The organism is Paraburkholderia sp. GW821-FHT02A12 (genome assembly GCF_059422005.1).
The window spans coordinates 950167-965732 of record NZ_JBWKWA010000002.1 but is presented as its reverse complement, the minus strand read 5'-3'; the positions used below and the strand labels follow the sequence as shown (position 1 = coordinate 965732).

Sequence of the window (15566 nt, the reverse complement as noted above, 5' to 3'; positions counted from 1 at the left end):
CCACGGAGCCATCCATGTCCGCTTCCAGCAGTTCGCAGAAATTCATCGCGCGCAATCGTGCGCCGCGTGTGCAGATCGAGTACGACGTCGAGGTCTACGGCTCGGAAAAGAAGGTCGAGCTGCCGTTCGTGATGGGCGTGCTCGCCGACCTGTCGGGCAAGTCCGTCGAGCCGCTGCCGGCAGTGGCGGACCGCAGCTTCCTTGATATTGATATTGACAATTTCGATGAACGAATGAAAGCCACCAGGCCGCGTGTCGCGTTCGCGGTAGCAAACACGCTGACGGGCGACGGCCAGATGATGGTCGACATGACTTTCGAGAGCATCGAGGACTTCTCGCCGGCGGCGATCGCCCGCAAGGTTGAACCGTTGCGGAAACTACTCGAAGCACGCACGCAGCTTGCGAACCTGCAGACCTACATGGACGGCAAGTCGGGCGCCGAAACGCTCGTGAACCAGTTGCTCCAGGACCCGGCGTTGCTCAAGTCGCTGGCGGCGGCGCCAAAGCCGAAGCTGCACGACGCAGCGGATGACGCATCTGACAATGAAGCCACCGCGAACTGACCGCCGAACAGTCCACACCCGAGGATAGCAGACCATGGCAAAACAGCAGACACAGACAGGCGCCCCGCAGGCGCAGACGCATTCCGACTTCACGCAACTGCTGACGCAGGAATTCCGGCCGAAGACCGAGCAGGCCCGCGAAGCCGTCGAGTTCGCGGTGCAGACCCTCGCCGAACAGGCCCTGCAGCAGTCGGCCACGATCAGCGACGACGCGTACAAGAGCATCGCCGCCATCATCTCGCAGATCGATCACAAGCTCTCCGAGCAGATCAACCTGATCCTGCATCACGAGGACTACCAGAAGCTCGAATCCGCATGGCGCGGGCTGCATCACCTCGTATCGAACACCGAGACCGACGAGCACCTCAAGATCCGCTTCATGGACGTGTCGAAGGACGAGCTGCGCCGCACGATGCGGCGCTACAAGGGCCAGGCCTGGGACCAGAGCCCGCTCTTCAAGCAGATCTACGAGGAAGAATATGGTCAGCTGGGTGGCGAGCCGTACGGGTGTCTCGTCGCCGACTATTACTTCGACCATACGCCGCCGGACGTGGACTTGCTCGCGTCGATCGCGAAGGTTTCCGCTGCCGCACACACGCCGTTTATCTCCGGTGCGGCGCCTTCGGTGCTGCAGATGGAGTCGTGGCAGGAACTGGCGAACCCGCGCGACCTCACGAAGATCTTCACGCAGAACCTCGAGTACGCGTCATGGAATTCGCTGCGTAATACCGACGATGCCCGCTACGTGGGTCTCGCGATGCCGCGCTTCCTGTCGCGTCTGCCGTATGGCGCGAAGACCAACCCGGTCGACGAGTTCGATTTCGAGGAAGACACGCAGGGTTCTGACCACCGCCGCTATGCGTGGGCCAACGCGGCCTTTGCGATGGGCGTGAACGTCAACCGCTCGTTCAAGCTGTACGGCTGGTGTTCGCTGATCCGCGGCGTCGAATCGGGCGGCACCGTCGAGAACCTGCCGTGTCATACCTTCCCGACCGATGACGGCGGTGTCGACATGAAGTGCCCGACCGAGATCGCGATTTCGGACCGGCGCGAGGCGGAACTCTCGAAGAACGGCTTCATTCCGCTGATTCATCGCAAGAACACCGACCACGCGACTTTCATCGGTGCGCAATCGCTGCAGAAGCCCGCCGAATATCACGATGCGGATGCAACGGCGAACGCGAACCTCTCTGCACGCCTGCCGTACCTGTTCGCCTGCTCACGCTTCGCGCACTACCTGAAGTGCATCGTGCGCGACAAGATCGGCGCGTTCAAGGAGCGCGAGGACATGCAGCGCTGGCTGAACGAATGGATCATGCATTACGTCGATGCGGACCCGGTCAATTCGTCGCAGGACACCAAGGCGCGCCGGCCGCTCGCGGCCGCCGAAGTCGTGGTCGAGGAAGTGGAAGGTAACCCCGGTTACTACCAGGCAAAGTTCTTCCTGCGTCCGCACTTCCAGCTCGAAGGCCTGACCGTGTCGCTGCGCCTCGTCGCGAAGCTGCCGTCGATCAAGGAAGCCGCCTAAGCCACTGCAGGCTGGCGTCCCCGTTTGGCCGGAGGCGCGGCGCACCGTGCTTCGCGCCCCCGGTTGTTTCATTCATCAACTGTAAGGAGCAGGTAGATGGCTCAGGATATTTTTCTGAAGATTGACGGCATCAACGGCGAGTCGCTGGACGACAAGCACAAGGACGAAATCGAAGTCCTGAACTGGGATTGGGAAATCAGCCAGGAGTCGTCGATGCACGCTGGCAGCGGCGGCGGCGCAGGCAAGGCAACCGTCGCGGATCTGACGTTTGAACACGGGATCGACCGCGCGAGCCCGAACCTGATGAAGTACGCATTGACCGGCAAGCACATCGACCAGGCCGTGCTCGTCATGCGCAAGGCTGGCGGCAACCCGCTCGAATACCTGAAGCTCACGATGAGCGACGTGATCGTCACCCGCGTGAAGCCGTCGGGCAGCAAGAACGACGCGGAGAAGAGCCGCGAGTTCGTCTCGCTGTCGTTCGCGAAGGTCAAGCAGGAATACGTCGTGCAGAACGCGCAGGGCGGCAGCGGCGGCGCCGTGACGGCCAGCTTCGACATCAAGGGTAACAAGTAAGCGTAAGGCCCTTTGTCGTCCAGCCCGGTGCAGGCGTGTTCGCGTGGCCACACCGGGCTTCCACAGTCTGCTAACCCTGCTCCCGTATTGCATGCTCCGAATGCGCCTCATCACCTCCGTCACTGCTGCCGCATTAGCGCTCGTGCTTGCTGCATGCGCGAGCGGCGATCCGAAGCCGAAGGAACCCCTCCGGCTCGGCCTGACGGTCAACGCGGCCACCACCGTCAACCCCGACGAGCAGAAGCGCTCGGCGCCGATCGTGGTGCGCATCTACGAACTGAAGACCGACGGCGCGTTCAACGCGGCCGACTTTTTCACGCTGCAGGACAAGGACAAGACCGTACTTGCCGATGACATCGTCAAACGCGACCAGTTCCAGTTGCGCCCCGGCGAACACGTGACGATCACCAGAAACACCGATCCGTCGACCACGATGCTGGGAATACTGGCTGCGTACCGGGATCTGCCGAATTCCGTGTGGCGCGCGGTCTACGCGCTGCCCGTCACGCCCGACAAGGCGTGGTATCGCTTCTCGACGCCGAAGCTGAAACTGACGATCACGCTTGACGCCAACGCGATCAAGGTCACCGAGACTCCCAAATGAAACAAAACGCGGAACAAACCGTGCAACTCATGGAAAAGCGCGCATGAGCTGGTATAACAAGGTCACGTGGTGCGATGGCGTGCTATTTCGCACGCCGCAGTTCCAGCAGCAGGAACGCTATCTGGAGCACTACGCACACAAGCGTGCGGCGCCGCTTTCGCCGTTCTTTTTCGGCTTCAGCCACTACGGCCTTGATATCGAGGCGCTCGCGCTCGGCAAGGTCATCGTGAAGTCGGTTGCCGGCGTCTTCGCCGACGGCACACCCTTCGATGCACCGGGCAGCACGCCCCCGCCGTCCCCGCTCACAATCCGGCCAGAACACCTGGACCAGGTGATCTATCTTGCGGTACCGGTGCGTGTGCCGAATGGCGAAGAGACGACCTTTGATGAGGCGTCGGACTCGCTGGCCCGCTATTCTGTTTTCGATGTCGAACTGCGTGACACGAACTCGATTGGCATCGGAGCGCAGGACATCCAGTTGTCGCGGCTGCGACTGCGGCTCGTTCCGGAGAAGGAACTGACAGGCGCCTGGATCGGGCTGGCGCTCACGCGCGTGAAGACGATCCGCGCCGACGGAAGCATCGAACTGGATGACACGCTGGTGCCGCCGGTGTCGGGGTATGGCGCGAGCGACCTGCTCGCGAGCTGGCTCGCGAAAATTCATGACCTCACCCGCCTGCGCGCGAATGCGCTCGCGCAGCGCCTGACCGGCGGCGATGGCACGGCCGGCATGGCAGCCGAAGTCTCCGACTACCTGCTGCTGCAGACGCTGAACCGCTACGAGCCGCTGCTTCAACACCTGCGCCAGGTACCGACCACCTCCCCTGCCGACGTGTACGCATTGCTCCTCAGCATGGCCGGGGAGCTGTCGACGTATGTACGCACCGATACGCGCCGGCCGCTCGAATCCCATCCCGTCTACCAGCACACGACACCCCATCTGTGCCTGAAGCCCGTGGTCGAGGACACGCACCGGCTGCTCAATGCGGTGCTCGTGCGCAGCGCGCAGAGCATCGCGTTCAACGATCTCGGGCACGGGATGCGCAACGCGGTGGTCGACCCGGTCGAGATGCAGGGCTTCACGGCCGTGGTTCTTGCAGTACATGCGGCAATGCCGCCCGACGTGCTGCAACAGCAGTTCGTGGCACAGGCGAAGGCGGGGCCTTCCGACAAGCTGCCGAACCTGGTGCGCGGCCATCTGCCTGGGCTTGCAATGCAAGCGCTGCCGGTACCGCCGCGGCAGATTCCGTTCAACGCGGGCTATGTCTATTACGAACTGACGCGCAGCGGCCCCCTGTGGGACGAGATCGCGCGGCACGGCGGCCTCGCCCTGCATGTGGCGGGTGAGTTTCCGTCGCTAAAGCTCGAGCTGTGGGGTGTGCGCGGATAACCGCCAGGTGTGCGGACTGACCGTGCGTCAGCATGAACCGAAGCCACTGACGATCGAACCACTGTATCCGGAGAAACTCATGATAGACGAACAGGGACGCGAAGCAGCAAAACTGGGCGATACCACCGACCACGGCGGCAGGGTGGTCGAGGCGGCGCCGACGCTGACCGTCACGGGGATTCCTGTTGCGCTCGACGGCCACATGGTCGAGTGCCCAAAGTGTGGTGGCAGGTATCCGATTATCGCGACTGGCCGGCGGACTCACCACGGCATTCGCGTCGGTTATCTCGGCGACAAAACCGCTTGCGGCGCAACGCTGATGCGCGGCTAATTCTCTGCAAGGACTCACTGATGCTTAACCCTCTCCAGTCCCGCACACTGGCCGTGGCCGGTGCCGCATTGCCGACCTTCAACGATGCGCCGGTTCTCGTCCCGGCACGTCTTTCCGGCGGCGAAAAGCTCGGTGAACTGTTCGAGTACACGCTTGAGCTGAAGACGGCCGACGCGTTGGCGTTCTCGCCGAGCATTGCGGCGAACGTTGAGCTCGACAAGCTGATCGGCACCGAAGTCACAGTCTCGATCGAGATCGAGGGTACCGGGCACTTCATTCCCGGGCTCGCCGGCGAAGCCGGTATGGCGAACGTCGGTGCCGGTACCCGCGAGATCACGGGGCTTGTTACGGCGGCATGCATCGCGCGTGAAGACGGCCGCTCGATCGTCTATGCGCTCACGTTGCGCCCGTGGCTGTGGCTTGCGACGAAGAACCGGAACTGTCGGAATTTCCAGGACATGTCGGTGGTGGAAATTACCGACGAAGTGCTTTCCGCGTACCCGTTTCCTGTCGACAAGCAGCTCACCACGCCGCGCCCGAACAGGGCGTGGCCGAAGCGTGACATCCAGCGCCAGCACTGGGAAAGCGACTGGACCTTCCTGCAGCGGCTTTGGGAAGAATGGGGCATTTTCTATTTCTTCGAGCATAGTGAGGGCAAGCACCGGCTCGTGCTGTGCGACTCGATGGGGGCGCTCAAGTCGCTTGGCGAGGCGTACAGCAAGATCCGCTACGAAGCTCCCACCGGCCGGCGCATCGACGAAGAACATATCCACGCGCTGTCGGTCACGAATGCGCTGACGACGGGCGCTGTATCGAGCGTCGACTACGACCACACCTGGCCGCGTGCCGATCTTTCGGCGAAACGCGAGGATCCGCGCAATACCGGTCTCGCGCATCAGGAGCATTACACGTGGGGTGACTACGCCCAGCCGCAGGCCGGCGCAGCAGGTTTGTCGGGCGACCACAACGAGCCACAGACTGAAGCCGAATATCTGACACTTGTGCAGATGCAGGCGCTGCGCAGTCAGGGGCTGAGGGCTACCGGCGAGGGTAGCCTGCGCGGACTCATCACTGGCCGGACGTTTGCGCTCACGCAATATCCGCAGACGGCCGCGAACCGCGAGTACGCGGTCATTTCCTGCAAGTTGACGATCGAGGAGGTCGGCGAAGCATCCGGTACCGGCCAGCGCTACCAGTGCAAGGCGGAGTTCGAAATCCAGCCGACCAACGAACCGTTCCGCCTGCTGCGCACGATCGAGAAGCCGCGCATCGGCGGGACCGAATATGCGGTCGTGGTGTGTCCCGAGAATCAGGAGATCTGGACCGATGCCTACGGGCGCGTGAAGGTGCAGTTCATCTGGGACCGGCTCGGCAATAACGACGAGCGCTCGAGCTGCTGGGTGCGCGTGGCCGGGGCGTGGCGCGGTGACCAGTTCGGCGGAATCTTCCTGCCGCGCCGGGATCACGAAGTCACGGTCAGCTTCGTCAACGGCGACCCGGATCTGCCGGTCATAACCGGCAGTGCTGCGAACGCGTACAACATGCCGCCGTTCCAGCTGCCGCAGAACCAGGCACTGGCGGGCTATCGCAGTCGTGAGGAGGGTGGCAGACGCGCCAATACCCTCGCCTTCGATGACACCAACGGCAAGATTCAGGCGCACCTATCGAGCGACGAAGGTGCCTCGCAGCTGAGTCTGGGCTACATCACGCGCATCGCCGGCAACGCCGGACGGCAGGACGAGCGCGGCAGGGGGTTTGACCTGCGTACTGATGGCGACGGCGTGGCACGTGCCGCGCGAGGAATGCTCATCACAACCGAGGCCCGCCCCAACGCGCAGTCCCACGCAAAGGACATGGGCGAAACGATCCAGCGTCTGACGCAGGCGCGTGATCTGCAGGAAAGCCTGACAGACCTTGCCCAGCAGCACAACGCACAGGACGCGAAGGCCGACCAGAGCGACGTGACGAAGGCCATCAAGGCGCAAAACGATGCCATCCGCGGTGGCGCGAAAACCGAGGGCAACCCGTTCCCCGAATTCTCGGAACCACATCTGACGCTGGCAAGTCCCGTGGGTATTCAGACCACCACTGCGGGCAGCACGCATATCGCGAGCGACGAGAATTTCGCGCTGACCACGGGCGGCAATGTCGGCGTCGCAACCGGCAAGTCGTTCCTCGCGAGCGTGCGCAACAGTTTTTCCGTGTTCGTACACAAGCTCGGCATCAAGCTCATTGCGGCTTCCGGCAAGGTCCGGGTCGAGGCACAGAGCGATAACGTGGAGATCGTCGCGCAGAAGGTGCTGGAACTGATGAGCACAACCGACTGGATCAACATCAAGGCGAAAAAGGGCGTCACGATCAACGGCGGGGGCACCGCTCTCATCATCAGCCCGGACGGCGTCACGGGCTTTACGGACGGCACGGTGCAGTTTCATTGCGCTTCGCTGGGCGAAGCTTCACCGCAGGCCAAGCCGCTTGATTTTCCGTCGTTCCCGACCGGGAAGATGAATGATGCATTTCCGTTTTCGCTGTGACCACTGAAGGACCTCACCGATGATCATCAGCCCCCCGTTCCTGCCATCGCAGCCGTCTCAGACGGGACACGAAATGGACTCCGCGGACGCCGGCAATACCGTCGTCCCGGATCACGACGTCTGCGCGGCCGGCATGCAGGAATGCGCGCCGGGCAACGGCGCGTATCCGGTCAGCTACAGTCTCGGCTGGCACGGCGGACCACACCTCATTGCGCCGACGGCCGCAAATGGCCACACCGAACCGGTGCGTGCGATCGCCGACGGCAAGGTGGTGTATGTGCGTCATACGTCGCCCGACGGGACGGTCGCGCTGCAGTACCGCAATGTGCGCACCGACGATGGCTGCGTCGTGATCAGGCACACCACCGCGATTGGCGAGGGCGACAGTGCAAAGGTCACCTTCTTCTCGATCTACATGCATCTGCAAAGCGTTGTTGGCGCGATCGTGGTCGGGAAGGACGTCTATCGCAAGGATCAGCTCGGCACGGCTGGACAGATTTATGGGCAACCGGGACAGATCCATTTCGAGATCGTATGTAACGCCGCCAACCTGGAGAAGCTTGTCGGTCGGCGCACCGGGACGCTGACGGCCGCCCAGGGGCGCACCGACGCAATCTACGGGGATATCTGGTTCAAGGTGCCGAAGGGCACGAAGATTTTTGCGAACGAACCCCACCCGTACCGGCGCGACGACAGTGAGCCACCCCTCGGCCCCCATCCATCGGTTCAGTCGCAGCAGCCTGTCGGCGTGACCGCTTCCGATCTGGTGATCCGCATGCACTTTGGGCCCAAAAATGGCGAATGTACGCTGACGACGTTCAGGCTGGAAAATGACGGCCGCTGCACCCAGGTGGGCGAACCGCAGTCCGCTCACGATTACGAATACGATCTGTACAAGCAGGCCACGCGCCTGAACGCGAAGTACACCGACGGCAGTACCGCGCCAGCCAACCCGTCACCGCGTACGCCATCACCCAGCCTGATCTATGAAATGCTGCGCTTCGGTCGGCCGGTCGGTGAAACGATGCCATCAGACGTGAAGTTCGGTCACTGGCGCAGAATTGCGACCCCGGAGGGTACCGGCTGGGTCAACCTGAACCAGCCGACGACAGGCGTGTATAGCGACGCAGATTTCCCGCATTGGGCAGGCTGGTGCGTAATCGATGACGACAGCACGCCGGAAAGCCTGTGCAATTCGTCAACCATCAGGAAGTGGCTCGACCTCGATGGAGACGGTCATGTTACGCATGCCGAAGCAGTACAGGCGCTGCATAACGAGGATGTGAAAAAGCGGACGGCCAAGGCCATCTGCAGGTTTCCGCTCGAATGGAGCAAACAGGGTATAGACACTCGTTGGGGTTGGCTGAAAACACCGCACGAAGCCTTGTCCGTGCCGCTCTCAGGCGACGACTTCACGAAACTTGAAGCTCACATCAAGGCGATCGCCTTCTGGGAGGATGTGCAGAGCGATCCAGACTTGCCTTCCGTTGACGAATGCTGGCATTTCCCGCCAAAAGCGTTTATCGAGAATTTCAGAAAGTGCGGATGGCTCAACCTCGACGAAATCACACAACTCATACCTCGTCGATATGGCCTTAATCATGCCGGCACCACGCTTAGTTGGGACATCGCGCGCGGAAGACTAAATGGCGGGACGATTCAATACTCTGATCTGTGTAAGGTTTTTCGGAAGTATGGCTTTTCAACCGCAGAGAGGCAGATCGCACTCTTGTCACAAAGCTATATTGAAACAGGCCTCTTGAGAACTGCCATTGAGGATGGCAAAGGACAAGGCTCAACGGGGAACGCACCATACTACACTGCGTTTTATGGTCGAGGTCTTATGCAATTGACGTGGCCCACGCTATATGACGGCTACGGGAAATTCAGGGCTTTTCCGAGAAACGGATCGGGTCACTACAACGATCCTCGAATTACAGCGACGTCTCGTCACCATTGGTCGGGCCCGCCCACGGTTGACGCTCATGGTCACCAGCACTCAGACGTGAGACAGTGGGCTCCGCGGTACGATCCAGACATCGTTGGATCGATCAGTTGGAATGCGTGCGATAGCGCTGGTTTCTTTTGGTTCTGGAAGCATTTCATGGGAACCACAAACATCCTACGCATCGCCGATGAGGGAATTACGACTACGACGATAGGAAGAATATCAGTGTTAGTCAATGGCGGCGGAAACGGATACGACGACAGGCAGCAGTACGCCGCGTTTCTCCAGCGATACAGGGGAGATTCCATCGAGACGGCCGCGAATGCTACGTTGACATATGCCCGACAGAGGATCATCTCACATCCGCATCATCCGCCTGAGTGGGGTGAGGCGACAGCAGTGTCCCATGTATACGTTGATTTCACACCTCAGCGCAGATCATAAAGAGAACAACTTAATCATGAAACGTATCCTGGCGTTCCTGTTTTTCGGCATATTGGTGACCTCAGCTGCTCAGGCTTCGCCCGATTCAGTCCGAATCGGACCGGCACCTGTTCTACAAGGCACGTCTCCAACTTTACAAAGATCGCTTCGCACTCTGCGAACGCAAGTTGAGCGAGACGCACGGGAATGCATGGAGAACGCCCGATGGATGGATTCCAATGGAACATATAAGGCCGTGCTGAAGAAGGCAATCGAAACGCCCAAAGCTGTAGTCATCCTAGTCTCAGGAACCAAGATGTGTGACGGCGTGCACTCGTCTTCCTACAAATATGCGGTCGCGTACGAGGCGACTAGTGGAAAGCGTATCGATCTCAACAGCATCTATAACATTGGTGTTCGCCAAGACGACCACGTATTCCTTCGACCTGAGTTGGCTGATTCGGCTAAGGAGAGCTACCAGCGGGTAAATGTAAATAACAAGTCGTGTCTCGATGGAGCCGATTGGCAGGATGGTTTAACAAGCTTTCCCATTACGTTCTCTCCGCAATCCGACGGCAGTGTTGCACTGTATTACGCGACACCAGATGTATCCGCAGCTTGCTTTCCGACGCTCAGGATATCGCCGCAGTACGTTGCTCCATATCGGGACACAAAACGTGCAGCGGAATACGCTTTGCCTTGAGGCGCTATGCGACGCAGTCTAAAACTGATCACTGTTCTCGCGTGCGTTGTCAGTCGGGCTGACGCGGCGCAGGAATGCAATGACGAGCAACAAGCCGATGCACGCCTTTCTGAAGTTCTTAGCGGAAGCGTCCATGCGACCGCATGCAGCCAGTCTGACACGGCTGGCACCGTCACGATTGATGTTTCGCGTGGTGACACGCAAATCGCGCGATTGACGACAGATTATGAAAGTTCTGCGTATGTGCTGACACTTGATACATCGGTCTCGTTCGACTCGGGCACTACGCAAGGGCTTGGCGTGTCGACCGGAAAAGGCCGTGACGGCACCGGCATGCATTACTGGAAGATCCCGAAAACTAACGAGCCAATTGTCGATCTTGGTGATGCACCAAATTTATCACCAGATCGGTTCATGAGAGGGACCTTCTCTACACTGGTGACAAGCTCAGGACGCTATCAATCCATTCGGTATTTTTACGAAGTGAAGCATGATCATCTCGTGGTTGCGAAGGCCGTGGGGTTTGAAGTTGCAGACTCAGGCAACTTTGTAGCTACGCTGATGAACGTGTCGCCCGGTGGGGAACTTGTCGACGTGCGAAAGCGAAAGATACCCGTTAAGACTGCAAACGAATGTATGAACGGGAAGGTCAAATGTTGGTGAGACAAGTCGAGCGAAAAGTGGGTTCGAGTGCTCGCGAGAGAAAGCTCACATGCGGGCATATCGAAGGGCGGGCCACGACAATCGAACTTCACGCTTTCCCTTCGATGGGCGCTGTGACCACTGAAGGGTTTAACCGATGATCATCAGCCCACCGTTTCTGCCGTCCCGACCGTCCGGAGCCGGACACGAAATGGACTCCGCGGACGCCGGCAATACCGTCGTCCCGGATCACGACGTCTGCGCGGCCGGCATGCAGGAATGCACGCCGGGCAACGGAGCGTATCCGGTCAGCTACAGTCTCGGCTGGCACGGCGGTCCCCATCTCATCGCGCCGATGGCTGCAAACGGCCATACTGAACCGGTCCGTGCCATCGCCGACGGCAAGGTCGTTTACGTGCGCCACACGTCGCCTGACGGGACGGTCGCGCTGCAATACCGCAATGTGCGCACCGACGACGGCTGTGTGGTGATCAAACATGCGACCGAGATCGGCGAAGGCGATAACGCGAAAGTCACGTTCTTCTCGATCTACATGCATCTGCAAAGCGTCACCGGATCGGTCGCGCCCGGCAAGCCTGTCTACCGCAAGGACCTCCTTGGCATGCCCGGACAGATCTATGGCCAGCGCGGCCAGATGCATTTCGAAATCGTCTGCGACACGGCGAACCTGAAGAAGCTGGCCGGACGTGCGACCGGGCCACTGACCGCGAGGCAGGGACGCACCGACGCGATCTACGGGGATATCTGGTTCAAGGTGCCGAAGGGGCTCAAGTTTTTTACGAACCAGCCGCACCCGTACCGGCGCGACGACAGCGAGCCGCCTCTCGGGCCACACCCATCGGTGCAGTTGCAGGCCGCTGCCGGAACGACTGCGGTCGATCTGCTCATCCAGATGCATTACGAAAAAGGGAGTTGCACGCTGACGACGTTCAGGCCGGACAGCGATGGCAGTTGCGTCCAGGTCGGTGAGCCGGTGAAGACGAACGACTACGAGTACGGCCTGTATGCGGAAGCCATGCGCCTGAACAGACAATATCGCGACGGCAGCACGGCCCCGGCCGTGCACGCGCCCACCGCACCGTCGCCCAGCGTGATTTACGAAATACTGCGCTTTGGCCGTGTGGTCGGCGAGCCCATCCCGGCAGATGTGAAGTTCGGGCACTGGCGCAAGGTCGCCACGCCTGACGGCATCGGCTGGATCAACCTGAATGCGCCAAAGAACGAGGGCTACTACGGCGCCACACCGTATGCGGGAATCAGCATCTACAGCGACGCGGATTTTCCGCACTGGGCGGGCTGGAGCCTGATCGACGACGATGCGACACCCGACAGCCTGTGCGAGTCGCCAACGATCAGACTCTGGCTCGACCTGGACGGCGACGGCCACGTTACCCATTCGGAAGCGAAAGACGCGCTGCGTAACGGTGACGTGCAGAAACGCATGGCGCGGGCGATCTGCCGCTTCCCGATCGAGTGGAGCAAACAGAATATCGGGGAGCGCTGGGGATGGCTAATGGCTCAGCACGAGGCGCTGTCAGCGCCCCTGTCACAGGAAGACTTCGCTGCCCTGAAGACGCACATCGAGGCGCTGGCGTTCTGGGAGGACATCGACGATGCCAATATGCCACCTGCCGCCGAGTGCTGGCATTTTCCGCCGAAGGCATTTGTCGAGCATTTCAGAAAGTGCAAGTGGCTTGCAAAAGAGGAATTTGCGCGGGTCTATCCGAATACATACGTCCAGAGTTCCGCAGGACAACTGCATCAAGCCGCTAACGCGTTGTCTGAACAGGTTCGAGAACGATACCGATCAATACTGAATCGATCAATGGAATTGCATTCAATTACCCAGGACGCAATCCGAATGTCTCATTTTTTAGGGCAAGGCGCGGAGGAGTCTCGGACACTTACGTGGCTTGATGAACGAAGGGGCGAAGCTGCTTGTAATAGCGCATACGGCGGCCGTCTTGGGAATGACCTCCCCGGGGACGGTTACAGATTTCGTGGACGCGGGCTTAAGCAACTTACCGGGAAATATAACTACACCGAGTACTGGGTCTATCGCGGCTGGATATCACGCAATAGCTTTACCGCGTCTTGGTGGACAAGGCCAAATCCGACTCGACCAAGCATCGCTGAACCCGACAGCCTGATCCGAGTTCCGTACAACGTTGTCGACGCGGGCGCATGGTATTGGGAAGCGTCACCCCATCGCGGATTGCCGCATGCGCGCAGCACCATAAACGTCACCGCCAGTGACGGAATGACGGCTGAAATTGTCGAGAACGTGACAAGAGCGATTAACGGATCAGTCAATGGCCTCGAAAACCGACGCTACCACTCATTCCGGATCTACGGCCTTCTTGGGGACGCGATATGAATATACTGATGCGCTTCACAGTCCTAACCTTGTACGTGTGTATTTCCGCGTCGGGTGCGGTGGGTAAGACGGCTGATCCCGTCACCCTCTATCGCGATGCGTACATTAGCTTTAGGTATCCGTCCGACCTATACAAAAAGGTTAAGTCGCCCAGCGACTCCACTTCTGTCGGAAAGTTGCGTTTTTACGATTTGCCGCGGCGTGGTAACGACATTGTCGATTCGATAACCGTCTGCGGAGAATCGCTGTCTACCTGTGCTAGCACTGAAAATCAGACTAGGCCTTATTGGCTCGACGCCGACACCGGTAGCTTAGCCATATTTGACACAACCTCGGCGGTAACGCATCGAAAAGTCCAGGACGGAGACGTTTATGAAGCCTTCCCGCTCTGTCCATCAACGGGCAAGGATGGCAGATCCGACCCATATGGCGGGGAATGCTACGTAGCAGTTAAGGCAGCTTGGAATAAAACTTACTCACTTACGTATTGGCTGGGCGCGAGTGGGAACGCCAGGACTGGGCAGGTACGTATACAAGCGATCGATCGCGCTCGGAAGATTCTCGATTCACTTGGCCAGTCGAAATGAACGAGTCGCAGCCCCTCAGATTCTTCAGTGGCGTGCATGGGCGCGGTTTCCTGCAACTGACCGCGCCCAACGGTAACCTTAATCAGGGAAACAACAACTATTACAACTACTTCCGATGGCGTGGACGCTTACCAGAATCTGCGGGAGCGGCTCAGATTCTTCAATGGCGTGACGATGTGGCTGCAAAGCCTGATGACGCCGCGCAAAGCGCAGGCTTTTACTGGATCAAGCTTCAGTTCGGCTCGTCCTCGCCCCATGCGAGGGAAACTGCGTTGCAGTATGCGGACGAACTGAACCCTAACGTGCGCCACAGCGTGTCGGTGGTACATGGTCAACAGGTGTACTACAGCAACGAAACCGCACGTAGGACGGCCGCGATGGTTAACATTCCGGGTGCGGTCTATGGCAACTACTCTGTCAACGGACTTACCGAGCGTTACAGCGCCTATGCGAACGCGCTCGTGGTGCTAACCGATACGCCATCATTCGAAGACGATCACGGCGTCGCAAAAGAATGGCCGGATAACTTCCAAAGGAGAGCACCGTGGCCAATGGATTGAAACTACTTGTATTCGTTGGTGCCCTCGTTGTCACTGCTCTATCGGCCGCTCAGCCAGAACAGCAGATGCGATCGTCGCGCGAGCAGACTGCAAAAGTAGCTATTTGCGAATTCAGGCTTACGGACTTTAGTGGTAGTGGCCGCTTTACTGAGGATAGTGATGAACCTCCTCCGGTTATGCCTTTCATTTACTACAAGATTGCCTTGAATAGGGCCATCAACCCGAAAACGGTTTCTATTGCATTCTATTGTGCCGATTCAGGCAGTGATCCTGTACAGGTATGTCGCAATATGATCGGAGTTGACCGGACGCCTAGCGGCTGGCGCGCATGGAATAATCTTCTTGAAACGAAGCCACAAAAAACGGAGCTGGTGAAAGTTGCAGGGCTACAAAGTGTGAATGGATCGGGGGCGGTTCGTCTACAGAACCATACTTACACGTTTCAGGGGGTTCCCTACTTTCATAGGGACTTAGGGTTTTGCTTAACGTCACCCCATGGAGTTACTTTGTACGGAGGTGGTTCAGTAGATGACCTCTATGGTGCGCATAAAAGCGCCGAACCTGAAGTCATGCAACTGCTACGTAGTATTGAATTTATCGACACCCCTGACGACGCCGTTAGAACGGCGCCGGCTGAGGGGGCATCACCGGCAGTCATCCCGCGTCAATGACCATCGGGCAAACGCGGCCTGCGTCGCGCTTCTTCCGGAGCGTTTCAACAAACCGTAACGGTCGCCCGCGCTGCGTGCCTGACCGCACCCGGCGCGGTTTCTTTAACT

Annotated in this window: 13 protein-coding genes; all 13 read left to right on the top strand. The window is 59.4% G+C overall.

Features of this window, described 5'->3' with window-relative positions:
- The first annotated feature begins 14 nt into the window (after positions 1-14).
- Positions 15-563, top strand: coding sequence for a type VI secretion system contractile sheath small subunit (gene tssB, locus AC07WT_RS25695; RefSeq protein WP_494949099.1), 549 nt, complete (start codon positions 15-17; stop codon positions 561-563).
- Positions 564-597: 34 nt separating this feature from the next.
- Positions 598-2091, top strand: a complete 1494-nt coding sequence (gene tssC / locus AC07WT_RS25690) for a type VI secretion system contractile sheath large subunit (RefSeq protein WP_494949098.1) — start codon at positions 598-600, stop codon at positions 2089-2091.
- Between the two features lie 96 nt (positions 2092-2187).
- On the top strand, positions 2188-2667 hold the full coding sequence (locus tag AC07WT_RS25685) for an Hcp family type VI secretion system effector (RefSeq protein ID WP_494949097.1): 480 nt from the start codon (positions 2188-2190) through the stop codon (positions 2665-2667).
- Positions 2668-2767: 100 nt separating this feature from the next.
- On the top strand, positions 2768-3271 hold the full coding sequence (gene tssJ, locus AC07WT_RS25680; RefSeq protein WP_494949096.1) for a type VI secretion system lipoprotein TssJ: 504 nt from the start codon (positions 2768-2770) through the stop codon (positions 3269-3271).
- A gap of 43 nt (positions 3272-3314) precedes the next feature.
- Entirely contained in the window at positions 3315-4661 is a 1347-nt protein-coding gene (gene tssK / locus AC07WT_RS25675; RefSeq protein ID WP_494949095.1) for a type VI secretion system baseplate subunit TssK, read from the top strand.
- Positions 4662-4740: 79 nt separating this feature from the next.
- Positions 4741-4992, top strand: a complete 252-nt coding sequence (locus AC07WT_RS25670; RefSeq protein ID WP_494949094.1) for a PAAR domain-containing protein — start codon at positions 4741-4743, stop codon at positions 4990-4992.
- A 20-nt stretch (positions 4993-5012) separates the two neighbouring features.
- Positions 5013-7526: a type VI secretion system Vgr family protein gene (locus tag AC07WT_RS25665; RefSeq protein ID WP_494949093.1), complete on the top strand. Its 2514-nt coding sequence runs from the start codon at positions 5013-5015 to the stop codon at positions 7524-7526.
- A gap of 19 nt (positions 7527-7545) precedes the next feature.
- Positions 7546-9918, top strand: coding sequence for a hypothetical protein (locus AC07WT_RS25660; RefSeq protein WP_494949092.1), 2373 nt, complete (start codon positions 7546-7548; stop codon positions 9916-9918).
- Positions 9881-10600, top strand: coding sequence for a hypothetical protein (locus tag AC07WT_RS25655; RefSeq protein ID WP_494949091.1), 720 nt, complete (start codon positions 9881-9883; stop codon positions 10598-10600). Before AC07WT_RS25660 ends, AC07WT_RS25655 begins: the two co-directional genes overlap by 38 nt.
- A 6-nt stretch (positions 10601-10606) precedes the next feature.
- The gene (locus tag AC07WT_RS25650) at positions 10607-11263 is read left to right on the top strand and encodes a hypothetical protein (RefSeq protein WP_494949090.1); all 657 of its coding nucleotides are present in this window, start codon (positions 10607-10609) and stop codon (positions 11261-11263) included.
- A gap of 190 nt (positions 11264-11453) precedes the next feature.
- Complete coding sequence (locus AC07WT_RS25645) at positions 11454-13640, top strand: M23 family metallopeptidase (RefSeq protein ID WP_494949089.1); 2187 nt, start codon at positions 11454-11456, stop codon at positions 13638-13640.
- 583 nt (positions 13641-14223) lie between these two features.
- Positions 14224-14787, top strand: a complete 564-nt coding sequence (locus AC07WT_RS25640; RefSeq protein WP_494949088.1) for a hypothetical protein — start codon at positions 14224-14226, stop codon at positions 14785-14787.
- A complete protein-coding gene (locus AC07WT_RS25635; protein ID WP_494949087.1) occupies positions 14772-15458 on the top strand; it encodes a hypothetical protein in 687 nt (228 codons plus the stop codon). Before AC07WT_RS25640 ends, AC07WT_RS25635 begins: the two co-directional genes overlap by 16 nt.
- Positions 15459-15566: the final 108 nt, after the last annotated feature.

Excerpts from the sequence above, each read along its gene's own strand:
- tssB (WP_494949099.1), top strand. The coding sequence starts at position 15 with ATGTCCGCTTCCAGCAGTTCGCAGAAATTCATCGCGCGCAATCGTGCG.
- tssC (WP_494949098.1), top strand. The coding sequence starts at position 598 with ATGGCAAAACAGCAGACACAGACAGGCGCCCCGCAGGCGCAGACGCAT.
- AC07WT_RS25685 (WP_494949097.1), top strand. The coding sequence starts at position 2,188 with ATGGCTCAGGATATTTTTCTGAAGATTGACGGCATCAACGGCGAGTCG.
- tssJ (WP_494949096.1), top strand. The coding sequence starts at position 2,768 with ATGCGCCTCATCACCTCCGTCACTGCTGCCGCATTAGCGCTCGTGCTT.
- tssK (WP_494949095.1), top strand. The coding sequence starts at position 3,315 with ATGAGCTGGTATAACAAGGTCACGTGGTGCGATGGCGTGCTATTTCGC.
- AC07WT_RS25670 (WP_494949094.1), top strand. The coding sequence starts at position 4,741 with ATGATAGACGAACAGGGACGCGAAGCAGCAAAACTGGGCGATACCACC.
- AC07WT_RS25665 (WP_494949093.1), top strand. The coding sequence starts at position 5,013 with ATGCTTAACCCTCTCCAGTCCCGCACACTGGCCGTGGCCGGTGCCGCA.
- AC07WT_RS25660 (WP_494949092.1), top strand. The coding sequence starts at position 7,546 with ATGATCATCAGCCCCCCGTTCCTGCCATCGCAGCCGTCTCAGACGGGA.
- AC07WT_RS25655 (WP_494949091.1), top strand. The coding sequence starts at position 9,881 with ATGTATACGTTGATTTCACACCTCAGCGCAGATCATAAAGAGAACAAC.
- AC07WT_RS25650 (WP_494949090.1), top strand. The coding sequence starts at position 10,607 with ATGCGACGCAGTCTAAAACTGATCACTGTTCTCGCGTGCGTTGTCAGT.
- AC07WT_RS25645 (WP_494949089.1), top strand. The coding sequence starts at position 11,454 with ATGGACTCCGCGGACGCCGGCAATACCGTCGTCCCGGATCACGACGTC.
- AC07WT_RS25640 (WP_494949088.1), top strand. The coding sequence starts at position 14,224 with ATGAACGAGTCGCAGCCCCTCAGATTCTTCAGTGGCGTGCATGGGCGC.